The sequence below is a fragment of the Pedobacter gandavensis genome, from assembly GCF_032678745.1.
Lineage (GTDB): Bacteria > Bacteroidota > Bacteroidia > Sphingobacteriales > Sphingobacteriaceae > Pedobacter > Pedobacter gandavensis_C.
Genome location: NZ_JAVTST010000003.1, coordinates 562,817 through 574,689, shown reverse-complemented (window position 1 = coordinate 574,689; position 11,873 = coordinate 562,817). Strand labels below are relative to the sequence as shown.

At 39.3% G+C, this 11,873-nt stretch carries 10 protein-coding genes; 4 read left to right on the top strand and 6 right to left on the bottom strand.

Annotated features, from left to right (window positions below; genetic code table 11):
* Positions 1-345 precede the first annotated feature (345 nt).
* The 6 genes from R2S10_RS13920 to htpG form a co-directional block, all read right to left on the bottom strand.
* Positions 346-2,472, bottom strand: coding sequence for a M3 family metallopeptidase (locus R2S10_RS13920; protein WP_316841026.1), 2,127 nt, complete (start codon positions 2,470-2,472; stop codon positions 346-348).
* A 161-nt stretch (positions 2,473-2,633) separates the two neighbouring features.
* Entirely contained in the window at positions 2,634-3,977 is a 1,344-nt protein-coding gene (locus R2S10_RS13915; RefSeq protein WP_316841025.1) for an outer membrane beta-barrel protein, read from the bottom strand.
* 63 nt (positions 3,978-4,040) lie between these two features.
* A complete protein-coding gene (locus R2S10_RS13910) occupies positions 4,041-4,610 on the bottom strand; it encodes an RNA polymerase sigma factor (RefSeq protein WP_316841024.1) in 570 nt (189 codons plus the stop codon).
* Entirely contained in the window at positions 4,597-4,737 is a 141-nt protein-coding gene (locus tag R2S10_RS13905) for a hypothetical protein (RefSeq protein ID WP_316841023.1), read from the bottom strand. Before R2S10_RS13905 ends, R2S10_RS13910 begins: the two co-directional genes overlap by 14 nt.
* A gap of 76 nt (positions 4,738-4,813) precedes the next feature.
* Positions 4,814-5,542, bottom strand: a complete 729-nt coding sequence (locus tag R2S10_RS13900) for a DUF4397 domain-containing protein (protein WP_316841022.1) — start codon at positions 5,540-5,542, stop codon at positions 4,814-4,816.
* Between the two features lie 188 nt (positions 5,543-5,730).
* A complete protein-coding gene (gene htpG / locus R2S10_RS13895; RefSeq protein ID WP_410478976.1) occupies positions 5,731-7,620 on the bottom strand; it encodes a molecular chaperone HtpG in 1,890 nt (629 codons plus the stop codon).
* Between the two features lie 154 nt (positions 7,621-7,774).
* Here htpG and R2S10_RS13890 point away from each other — a divergent pair, with 154 nt between their 5' ends.
* The 4 genes from R2S10_RS13890 (at position 7,775) to R2S10_RS13875 (ending at position 11,871) form a co-directional block, all read left to right on the top strand.
* Entirely contained in the window at positions 7,775-8,758 is a 984-nt protein-coding gene (locus tag R2S10_RS13890) for a DUF2157 domain-containing protein (protein WP_316841021.1), read from the top strand.
* Positions 8,755-9,936 (top strand): hypothetical protein, encoded by a 1,182-nt coding sequence (locus R2S10_RS13885; protein ID WP_316841020.1) that lies wholly within the window; start codon positions 8,755-8,757, stop codon positions 9,934-9,936. The genes R2S10_RS13890 and R2S10_RS13885 overlap by 4 nt, the downstream gene beginning before the upstream one ends.
* 75 nt (positions 9,937-10,011) lie before the next feature.
* Positions 10,012-10,515, top strand: a complete 504-nt coding sequence (locus R2S10_RS13880; RefSeq protein WP_316841019.1) for an HmuY family protein — start codon at positions 10,012-10,014, stop codon at positions 10,513-10,515.
* Between the two features lie 126 nt (positions 10,516-10,641).
* Positions 10,642-11,871 carry a pitrilysin family protein gene (locus tag R2S10_RS13875; RefSeq protein ID WP_316841018.1) on the top strand — a complete coding sequence of 410 codons (1,230 nt, stop codon included), beginning with the start codon at positions 10,642-10,644 and terminating at the stop codon, positions 11,869-11,871.
* Positions 11,872-11,873 lie beyond the last annotated feature (2 nt).

The following is an 11,873-nucleotide window of genomic DNA, read 5'->3' as shown; positions in this document are numbered from 1 at the left end:
CCCTAAAAAAGACCAGATTCAATACGCCTTATCGATAGTTTAAACAACAAAATCAACCCTGCGGCAAAGCTATAAAATAAAGTTTGCTTCACAATAAAATTACCACCATTTTTAGTAAAAATCAGGATACCTAAAGCCATAATTTAGAATAAGTTAGCTAAAGTCAAACCACCGGTTTATAAATTGAATTTCTAAGCCTGATTCTGCGCTGATAACTGGATTTAAGGAAGGTAAAACAGGGCATAAAAAAAATGACTGATATCATCAAATTCGAAGATATCAGTCATTTTCCCTTTTTGAAGCGGGAATGTTCCCGCTAAATTTCACAAAAAAATAAAGCTATGGTTAAAGCGCTTTGTCTAAGCCTCTGTCTTTTAACAGGTATTTCATGTTAGGCTCTTTACCTCTAAAGGCTTTATACAAATCCATTGGCTCTACAGTTCCACCTTTTTCCAATACGTTTTTACGGAAGGAACTGGCTACTTCAGGATTAAATATGTTTCCGCTTTCTTTAAAAGCTGCAAATGCATCACTATCCAATACCGCCGACCAGATATAGCTGTAATATCCAGCGGAGTATCCTGAGGCGAAGATATGTTGGAAATAAGTACTACGGTAACGAGGTGCAATCTGTTTGATCAATCCGTATTTATTCATTTCTGAACTTTCAAATTCTGTTGCATTCACCTCTTTTCCTGCAGGCACAGTGTGGAAGCCCATATCCAGTAAAGATGCTGCAAGATATTCTACCGTTTCAAAACCCTGGTTAAATTTCGAGGCATTTTTCATACGGTCGATCAATTCCTGAGGAACAACTTCACCAGTTTTGTAATGTTTCGCATAAAACTGAAGTACCTCTGGTTCAAAAGCAAAATGTTCCATCACCTGAGAAGGTAGTTCTACAAAGTCGCGGGGAACTGATGTGCCTGCCAGACTTCTGTATTTTACATTCGACAATAAACCATGAAGGGCATGTCCCATTTCATGATAGAAGGTGGTCACTTCATCTGCAGTAAACAATGCAGGTTCGTCCCCATTAGGTCCAGAGAAATTACAAACAATAGAAACTACCGGAGCCACACGTTTGCCATTTTCATAAGACTGAGTTGCATAAGAAGTCATCCATGCCCCTCCACGTTTAGAACTGCGGGTAAAGAAGTCCATATAGATCACTCCGATATGCGTTCCATCTGCTTCCTTAACCTGATACGCAGAAACATCTTTATGGTATACTGGCACCTCTGGAAGTAAGGTAAAGGTAATGCCGTACAATTTGTTCACTACTTTAAAGAACCCTTCTCTTACATTGTCGATCTGGAAATATGGTCGCAATGCTTCCGCATCATAATTATATCTTTCTTTACGTATTTTATCCGCGTAATGTGCCCAATCCCAGGCTTCCAACTTTTCATTGTGACCTTCTTTGTCCATCATTTTTTGCATATCTGCTGCTTCTTGTTTAGCAACCGGTAAAGCAGCATCCCACAGCCCGTTTAACAAGTCGTAAGCTTCTTTAGGCGATTTGGCCATACTTTCTTCCAGCACAAAATCAGCATGACTGTTATAGCCTAATAATGCCGCTTTTTCTGCACGTAAAGAAACGATACGAGAAATGATCTTTTTGTTGTCATTCTCATCATCATGATTGGCGCGATTGATATATGCATTGTACATTTTCTCACGAAGGCTACGGTTTTCAGAATACTGAAGAAAGGGAGTTACACTCGGTGTATGTAAAGTAAACCTCCATTTCCCTTCTTTTCCTACCTGTTTCGCGGAAGCTGCTGCTGCTGCTTTTACCGACTCTGGCAAACCTGCAAGGTCTTTCTGGTTATCGATCAGCAATTCGTAAGCATTGACTTCAGCCAAGAGGTGTTGTCCAAAGTTCAAGGTTAACAGAGAAAACTCTTTATTGATGGCTCTCATTTGTTGCTGTTGTGCTGCATTCAGATTAGCTCCACTTCTCACAAAAGCCTTATACGTTTTTTCCAATAGTCGCTGTTGTTCTGCACTCAATTTTGAAGAAGCACGTTTATCATATACCATTTTTACTCTTTTGAATAATTCAGAATTCAGGTAGATATCGTCACTATGTTTAGACAATTCCGGAGCCATTTGCTGGGCAATTTTCTCCAATTCAGGAGAAGTATTTGCAGAACTAAGGTTAAAGAACACCGTACTTACTTTCGACAATAATTTACCGCTTTCTTCTAAAGCCACTACTGTATTTTCAAAAGTAGGCACTGAACGTTGTTTATAAATTGCGCCAACTGCTTGTTGTTGTTGCTTCATTCCTTCCTCAAAAGCCGGGACAAAATGAGCATTGGTGATTTTGTTAAATGGAGGCACTCCATGTGGAGTGCTATATGTTTCCATAAATGGATTTGTGCTTTGTCCCATTACCGTTTTATCGGTTACCAGGAGCATACCGCAAACTAAAAGCATAGAAGGGATTCCTTTTTTTAAGTTCATTCTCTTTAATAAAATTTATTAATCTACCACAAAAGCCTGGGTAGCCCAGGCCAATACAAAGATAATTTTAAAACGGCTCATGCCCTTTCAAAAATGTATCATTGTTGCAACAATAATGAAAAAGCAGGCATTTAAACTGTGGTAATTACTGTTCCCAGGAATTAGAAATCAAATTTCAAGCGCAACCCTGTTCCGATCAGGTAGAGATTTTCCTGAGTAAACTCTTTAATCGGGAGTTTGACAAATGGTTCCAGAGAAACCGACTTCCCTCGGGAAATTTTCTGTTTGTAACCCAAAGAGAAGTTATAAAATCCAAGATAAGGATCTGTTTTAAGCTCAGAAGTATGCTGCTCTTCCGTTGTCACGGTAGTACTCAATACATTCGCCTTAAAAGTAGAAGAAATTCCCTGTGGATCCACCGGACTATTTTGCACCTGGCTTTCCAGGAAAGTGTTTTTTTGTTTTTGATTCAATACCGCGAAGGCTGAAATTCCAACATTAGCATATAGATTTTTATTGAAACGATACCGGATCTCTAAGGGGATATCTATGCCCCGAATATTAGCATCCACTGCTTTCAATTCCTTACTATTCCCAGCCAATCCTCTTGCTGCCACTGGCATATCTTGTGCGCCTGAACCTGAAGAAGAGCCGGCACTTCTAGACGCAGCCATTTCATTATAAGAGATCCCTGAGTTAATCGATACTTTCTTACTTAAGGCATAGCCCATACTCAAGCCATACCCCATATTCAACTTCTTACTATTCCCCACAGAAGGAGCAACCATCACACCCATTTCCCATTTATCTTCCTGCGCTGCCAAGGAAGCCAATTTAGGATCAGGTCTTTTCCCTCTTGCATTGCCATTTTTAGATTCCTGCGTGAGGAAGTCTTCCAAACTTTGTGGTTTATCTGCAATCGGAGCTTCCACTACAGCTACAGTATGCTCCCCCGCCTTCTCTTGTAAGGAAGGGTTCGCAGTTGAAACTATAGGATTTTCAAGGTTATTGTTCTGTATATTGGTATTTGCAGAATTAGCATTGACAACTTTAGCTCGATCTGTAACAGCAGGCTCAATTGGAGAAGTAGCATACACCCTATTATTATTGGCTACAGTATTCCCTCCTACTGACTCCACTAAATTAGCTCTTACTGACGGCTGCCTTCCTTTCCCTACTTCAGCAGTTTCAGAAGGTACATCAAGAGACGATTCCGCTTGTTTCGGTATCGAATGTTGCCCTGATTCCTTCGTTACGCTTAACTCCAAGGGTATAATCCTTTCATTTTTATTCATGAAAAATATAGCGAAGCCGATCATGATCAATGCAGCCGCAGTACTTAAGCTTCCCAGCCAAAAAAACATCCCCCTTTTTTTGACTGGCTTGTTAGAATTGAAATTTTCCCATGCTCCGGGAGCATAGTCTTCCTCATGAGCCATTAATTGCTCCTTAATGTGAGCGATCAGCTCATCATCAGGCAATTTCATATGTTCATTCGGTTTCATCCTTATATTTTTATTTTTGTCATTTCCCCCATTCATCCCCTGTTATTCCTTTCGCTCCCCCCCTTAATTTGGTTCAAAATCACTAACCAATGATTTTGAATACAGTATCCTTAATTTATTCTTTGCTCTGGTCAGATACACCCTACTTGAGCTTTCCGGTATATTTAATAATTTTGAAATCTCCTCATGAGAAAAACCTTCCAGTTCATACATATTGAAAATCAATTTATGCATTTCCGGTAACTGATTCAGCAGCTTCATAATATCTTGTACATGGAGTTGAGAGATGGCATTTAATTCCGTGATTGGCTGTGGTGGCTCCTCCATATCATCCACATATAAAAATGTTTTTTTACTACGTAAAAAATCAATCGCTGTGCGGGAAGAAATTTTGGCTACCCACCCTTTAAATGCTTTCTGTAATTGTTCCGGATCTTTGGGCGCCCCAAACTGCCCTATTCCCTTAAAAATCTTAATAAAACAATCATTGATCAGCTCTTCAGCATCATTACGATCATTCACATACCTTAAAATAACGCCCATTAAATACCCGTAAAATGATTTATAAACCACCTCCTTGCATTTATTGTCATTCTTCAAACATCCAGCTAAAACGTCCTCAAACTTGAGCATTCTTTTCTAACACCATTAAGGATTCTTTAAATTCATCATCATTGTTCAGGTCAAAAGCATTTGAAAACTGCTTTCTTCCGGAATCTTCTAAAACCAGGCTTAACCTTGGAAACGCTAATTTACACATTTCCAAATAAAGCGGTTTAGAAGCTGGCCCATTGAAGAGCCAGCTACCTATGGTGTCTTATTTTAAAGTACCGATACTAATTTTTTAAAGTAACGTTATAAATTGTTGCTTTGAATTTTAAAGAATCTGTCTCTGCTTTATCTTTAAACCCTCTAGCCCAAACGGTATAGAATTTACCTTTTTCAAGTTTAATTGCAGGAATTGTAGTTTTCACAGTTTTTGAAGCATGATCTTTTACTTCCAGTGTCAGGTTTTCTCCTGGTTCAACATCTGTAAATACACTAAAGTCTTTAAAGCCTTTATTACTGGCAATATTAGTCGCTGTGCCGCTAAGCGCTAAATCTAGAGGTAATGCATCAGGACTTAAATTGATGAAACGAACTTTTGCTTTTTCATTTACAGCAATACTATCTAACTTATCATTGATCGTAAAGAAAGCTCTTTTGCTACCTGTATCTACCAGAAAAGAACTGTAGAATTTTCCTGCCTGATACATTTCATTTTTTGATAAAAGGATAGATGACTTTCCTCTCTCGGTAATGGCAATTCTACTGGTACCAGGATAGGCGCCCAGGTAACCAAATTTATTGCCATATTTAAATGCGGCCTCTTTATTTACCCTTTCATTACCGAAATAAAAATCAAGTTCCTTAGTATCCGGTCCAGCATGAACGATAGTGATTGCAGCCAATTGCACTGGCTCCATGTCATCATACTTTTTTGAACAGGCTGAAAAAACGACAGAGACAGCAATTGCTGCGACAAAAGTCTTCGATATTGATCCTAAATGGTTTGAAATTCTCATAATTAAATTTTTAATACGTAAATGGTTAATTGTTGGCTATTAGCCTTTTCCTTCTTAAACGGAGGTCAATTTAAAAACGCTACAACAGCAAAAAAATAAATTATGCGCATATGCCTTCAAGGAGATCCTTATAAACAAAAACCCCACTACATTTCTGCAGTGGGGTTTTTCCTTTTTTAAAAAAAGATTTAGATCAGATTTACACTTCTACTTACAAAAGCAGTTAATTCCGCACCTGTTAACATTCCCTGCGCCAATAAAGCAAGATCTATAGCTTGTTTCGCCAATAATCCTTGTTCTTCTTCATTGTCCGTTAAAAGAATCTTACCTATCAATTTATGGTTTCCATTGATGGCTACTTTATAGCTATCCGGCATACTGCCGTATAAGCCCATGCCGCCACCCATTTGTGCCATTTCTTTCATGCGGCGCATAAACTCGTCCATTGTTACCGTTACTGGTAATTCTTCCGGGTTCAGACCTACTACCTCCACTTGCATTCCAGGTTTGGTAATTGCTTTGGTAAAGATATCAGTGATCTTTTTCGATTGATCTTCTGTCAATACAGATTCAATAGCCTCATCTTTTTCGATCAGTTTATCGGCAACGCTAGAATCTACGCGTTTCAATAATGTCTTCTCCAGTTTATTCTCCAGGAAGCTGATAAAATGGTTATCGATTGCTGAGTTCATCAGCAATACATCATAATCCTTTTTATTGGCCGATTGGATAAACGTATCTTGTTTAGAAGGATCCGTTGCATAGATATAAACTACCTGACCATTTTTCTCGGTCTGGAAGTCTTTTACCTTATCATGGTATTCTCCTAAAGTATAATTTTCGTTTTTAGTATTGGTTAGCAAGGCAAAATCCTTCGCTTTATCGTAGAATTTCTCTTCGCTTACCAAGCCATATTTAACGAATAAACCGATATCACCCCATTTCTCTTCATAACCTTTACGGTCTTTATTGAAAAGTTCCTGAAGTTTATCTGCTACTTTCTTTGTGATATAGCTGTTGATCTTTTTCACATTGCTATCTGCCTGAAGGAAACTTCTGGAAACATTCAATGGAATATCCGGTGAATCAATCACCCCATGTAACAACATTAAGAATTCCGGAACGATATCTTTTACCTCATCGGTGATAAATACCTGACGTGAGAACAACTTGATCTTGTTGCGTTGCATGTCAAAATCATTCTTCACTTTAGGGAAGTACAATACCCCTGTTAAGTTGAAAGGATAATCAACATTCAGGTGGATCCAGAATAAAGGATCTTCTGCGTAAGGGTACAATTGCTTGTAAAAAGCAAGGTATTCTTCATCTGACAAATCTGCAGGTGCTTTCGTCCAGATAGGATTGGTGGTATTAATGATATTATCTACCTCAACAGCTACTGTTTTCGGTTTTCCTTCTTCATCTTCACCATCGGCCACATGCTCGGTTCTTGTACCGAATTTAATTGGCACTGGTAAGAACTTACCATATTTATCCAGAATCTCTTCCAGTTTATTTTTGCTCAAAAACTCTTCTGATTCCGCATTGATGTGCAGGGTAATTTCTGTACCACGAGTGGTTCTGTTACCGGCAGTAATTTCAAATGAAGTACTACCATCACACACCCAACGTGCAGGTTCTGCACCATCCTGATAAGAAAGGGTTTGAATTTCGACTAAATCCGCTACCATAAAGGCCGAATAAAAGCCTAAACCGAATTTCCCAATGATTTCGTTTGCATCTTTTGCGTCTTTAAACTTCTCTACAAACTCACTAGCTCCGGAGAAAGCCACCTGATTGATGTATTTCTTGATCTCCTCAGCAGTCATACCTAAACCATTATCTGTAATGGTAATGGTCTTTTTATCCGCATCAACCGCTACTTCTACCAATGGGTTACCCAGCTCTCCGTTGTATTGTCCTAATGCAGCAAGACGTTTAATCTTTTGTACCGCATCTACTGCATTGGATACCAGCTCGCGCAGGAATATCTCATTGTCTGAATACAGGAATTTTTTGATGATCGGGAAAATGTTCTCCGTATGAATGGAAATGGTTCCTTTTTCTTCTATGCTCATATGTTAACTCATTTTTAAGTACATAGCTCACCTATCAATGGCTATTCCAATTCAAAAATCTTGTCAAATTGACAGTATTATGTACAGCGCAAATGCCAGATGATTCCCTTAATTTTATGTATACTTGAATATTCTATCTATTTATTTTCGTTTCATGATACCTACCGATCTCTATAGTGAACTCAAAGAAAATGGCACAATTTCAGCCGAATCTTTTGAAAAGTTAACTGAAAAACAGCGAAGTCCATTGTTTTCTCTGCATTGGGAATTGAAGACCTTGTTATATCTTGGCGTGATGATGCTCAGCACGGGATTGGGCATCCTGATTTATAAAAACATAGACACCATTGGACATCAGGCAATATTGGCATTCATTGCGGCCATTTGTGGCGGATGCTTTTACTATTGTTTTAAACATAAAAAGCCTTTCAGCAGAGAATTACTGAAGGCACCGAGTGTGCTTTTCGACTACCTATTGCTGCTGGGCTGTCTTAGTTTCCTAACCTTCACCGGCTACCTACAGTTTCAATACCAGGTATTCGGAACCAATTATGGCCTTGCCACCTTTATTCCCATGCTGGTACTATTTTATGTGGCCTATGAATTTGATCATTTAGGGATTCTCAGCATTGCGATCACCAACCTCGCGGTATGGATGGGCGTGTCTATTACTCCCAATCGCTTACTTTCGACTGGGAATTTTGACAACAACACCTTAATTTATACTTACCTACTTTTAGGAGCTGTTCTTATACTAGCGGCTTTCCTGACCGAGCATTTTAATTTCAAAAAGCACTTTCGGTTCAGCTATCTTCATTTTGGAGTTCACATCAGCTTCATTGCTTTATTGTTCGCTTACTTTAATCATTACGAATCAAAGCTGGCCTTTTTATGGCTATTGATTCTATTTGCTCTGGCTTTCTACCTATACCTGGATGCCTTGCGTCATAAATCATTTTACTTCATGTTATTGGTGATCTTCTACAGTTACATCGCGGTCAGCATTCTTGTTTTCCGTTTAATGGATACCATGAATAATATTGGAGGAATGTACCTACTTTGTCTGTACTTCATTGTTTCAGCCACGGCATTAATCCTACGCATTGTCCGCTTAAATAAACAAATGAAAACCTCATGATCATTTATAATATTACCTGGTTAAAGAACCTGATCATTCAGGATCACCTAAAAAAAGCACATAAGGCCAATGACCTGAAGGGGGAAGAATTATATGCCGCCATGCAAAAATATCCAGTGGGTTTCCATAGCTCTAACGTGTTTATGAGGATTGGATTATTCCTGGTCACCGTTACCCTGACTTCTTTTGCCTTCGGCTTTCTGAGCCTAGTGCTGAGCAGAACCAACTTATTGGAATCTCCTGTCTATTACGTTTTTCTAGGGATTTGTTGTTATGTTGCGCTGGAAATTGCCACTCGTGTGTACCATCATTATCGATCTGGCGTGGACGATGCTTTAATGTGGACCTCCGGATGGCTGTTGCTGGTTGCACTTTACATTTATCTGGACAAAGGGGATTATGGTCATAAACACTTTACCAATGAACTGATCCTTTCCGGTTTTATCACCTTATTAGGCAGTTATTTTACCCTTCGTTTTGCGGATCTGGCCATGGCCCTGCTTGCTTTCTGCGCATTTATCGCTTTTGTTTTTTTTGGTTGGTATAAATACGGTTTCCAGCCTTTATCGACCATGCCTTTTCTAATGATTACTCTTGCCCTGTTGATTTACGGCTTTGCCAAACAGTTGGATAAAAAACACTGGGTTTATAATAATGTGCTGGGGATGGTACAAATAGGGAGTCTGCTGACTGCATATGCTGCCGGTAATTATTTTATCGTAAGGGAACTCGGTTCTACAATGAATGATGTAACATTAAAACCTGATCAAGGCATTCCTTTTGGATGGTTTTTCTGGCTATGGACGATTGGAATTCCACTAATCTACATCGCAATGGGCTTAAAGAGAAAAGAAGTCATCCTGCTCCGGTCTGGTTTAATTTTAGTGGCCGCCGCTGCTTTTACCTTTAGAAGCTATTACCATGTACTCCCGATTGAGATGATGCTGGTAATTTGTGGGGGTTTGCTTCTAGGACTCTCTTATGCTGTGATGCGTTATCTGGAAAGCCCAAAACATGGATTTACAGCCGCCGAGCTTGACGATGACCAGCTACTGGACAAACTCAAAGTAGAATCTCTAATCGTAAGCGGCACCTTTGGCGATGGGACAAGCGCTCCTGAAGGAAGCAGAATGGGAGGTGGTAATTTTGGAGGTGGCGGAGCCAGCAGCGATTTTTAAGGAGAAATATAAATTTCTTGAAGATTATTTAGAATAATTATAAATAGTTTGTTTCTTTGTAAAAAAAGAACCTACATGAAATTCATCATCAATACCTTATCTATTCTATCTCTTTCCATTTTCAGTGGACAGGTAGTTTTGGCACAAACTGTTAAAACGGAGAAAAATCTGGATGCTAAATCTAAAACCACTTTTTACAATCTGACGGAAGGGAAACCTGTCAAAGAGAGCGAAAACTGGGATCTGGCATTCAACAATACGACCATCAAATTGAATAGCAAACATAAAGTTGCTGGTCAGCTCTTGAGCAACACCAGCTTCGATAAAGTTGTAAAAGCACCTGAAAGCGGCTACAAAGAAGATAGCCAAAGCAGTAGTGTGATTCCAACGGGATCAGGAAAAGGCTGGTATAACTACGATATGGCCAGTCATGCGCTAACTCCAATTGAAGGTAAGGTAATTTTGATCCGTACTGCCGCCGGGAAACATTATAAAATTCAAGTATTGAGTTATTATTTTGATGAACAGGATTACAATGAAACCGGCTTTTATACCTTCAAATATACCGCACTAAAATAGCGCTTCGCTATAGGATATAAAAGCGCTCTATTCCTCGCTAACCGCCTTACATAGATACAGAAATGACCGGAATGCTACACAAATATTATCCCGCAGGAGGTTATTTCTTACGTATCTTTGTCGCCGATGGAATACAATGTTCACACTTTGCCAAATGGCATCCGATTACTTCATGTCCCTTCTCCTTCTGCCATTTCTCATGCCTGCATTATAGTAAATAGTGGGTCAAGAGATGAGCAGGACGAAAAAGCAGGATTGGCTCACTTTATTGAGCATCTAATCTTTAAACGCACAGAAAAAAGGAATACGAACCAGATCCTAAACCGACTGGAAAGTGTGGGTGCAGATCTGAATGCTTATACCACCAAAGAATATACTTGTATCCATGCCTCTTTTTTAAACCCATATCTGGATAGAACCCTGGAGCTGTTTCATGATATCGTTTTCCATTCTACATTTCCGGAAGATGAAATAGACAAAGAAAAAAGCGTGATATTGGATGAGATTACATCCTATCTGGATCAACCAGAAGAGGCGATTTATGATGACTTCGAAGACCTTGTATTTGCGGGTCATCCACTGGGGAGAAACATCCTAGGCAGCCCGGAAACGGTGAACAATATCAGCAGGGCCGACATTCAAGAGTTCATCAAAGAAAACTACCATACCGACAAGATCATTGTTGCTGTTTTAGGGAATTACAGCCTGAATAAGCTCATCAAAACCGGTACAAAATACTACTCCGAGATCCCAGAAAACCTGCATAAAAACACCAGAGTAGCTCCAGAAAAGGCTCCATTGGCTAAGGTCATCCTGGAGAAACCGATTATGCAAGCTCATGTGATGCTAGGCGCTCAGGCCTATTCGCTACACCATCCTTATAAAACGGGCTTACTCCTGTTGAACAACATCATCGGTGGTACAGGAATGAGTTCCATCTTAAACTTACAAATTCGGGAGAAATACGGCATTGCCTATACCATTGAGACGGGCTATAGTCCATTGAGTGATACCGGCATCTTTACTTTATATTTTGGCACAGACAAAGAGAAAGTAGAGCGGGCTTTATCGCTTATTTTCAAAGAATTTAAGAAGTTGAAAGACCATCCTTTAACGGAAGTGCAGCTTCAAAAAGCGAAGAATAAGTTCATCGGGCAAATTGCATTGGGCGAAGAAAATAGAATTGGCTTGATCATATCTATGGCTAAAAGTCTGATTGACTACAATAAAATTGACGATTTACAAACGGTATTTAAGAGAATTGAGGCCGTTACCACCACTGAAATGGACAATATTACCCATGAAATCTTGGATGAAAGTAATCTTAGCGCCTTAACCTTTTACCCTTTAGCGTAATA

Bases quoted from the DNA above. Each gene is read 5' to 3' on its own strand.
- R2S10_RS13910 (WP_316841024.1), bottom strand. From the start codon at position 4,610: ATGCTCAAGTTTGAGGACGTTTTAGCTGGATGTTTGAAGAATGACAAT.
- R2S10_RS13890 (WP_316841021.1), top strand. From the start codon at position 7,775: ATGATACCTACCGATCTCTATAGTGAACTCAAAGAAAATGGCACAATT.
- R2S10_RS13905 (WP_316841023.1), bottom strand. From the start codon at position 4,737: ATGTGTAAATTAGCGTTTCCAAGGTTAAGCCTGGTTTTAGAAGATTCC.
- htpG (WP_410478976.1), bottom strand. From the start codon at position 7,620: ATGAGCATAGAAGAAAAAGGAACCATTTCCATTCATACGGAGAACATT.
- R2S10_RS13900 (WP_316841022.1), bottom strand. From the start codon at position 5,542: ATGAGAATTTCAAACCATTTAGGATCAATATCGAAGACTTTTGTCGCA.
- R2S10_RS13875 (WP_316841018.1), top strand. From the start codon at position 10,642: ATGGAATACAATGTTCACACTTTGCCAAATGGCATCCGATTACTTCAT.
- R2S10_RS13880 (WP_316841019.1), top strand. From the start codon at position 10,012: ATGAAATTCATCATCAATACCTTATCTATTCTATCTCTTTCCATTTTC.
- R2S10_RS13885 (WP_316841020.1), top strand. From the start codon at position 8,755: ATGATCATTTATAATATTACCTGGTTAAAGAACCTGATCATTCAGGAT.
- R2S10_RS13920 (WP_316841026.1), bottom strand. From the start codon at position 2,472: ATGAACTTAAAAAAAGGAATCCCTTCTATGCTTTTAGTTTGCGGTATG.
- R2S10_RS13915 (WP_316841025.1), bottom strand. From the start codon at position 3,977: ATGAAACCGAATGAACATATGAAATTGCCTGATGATGAGCTGATCGCT.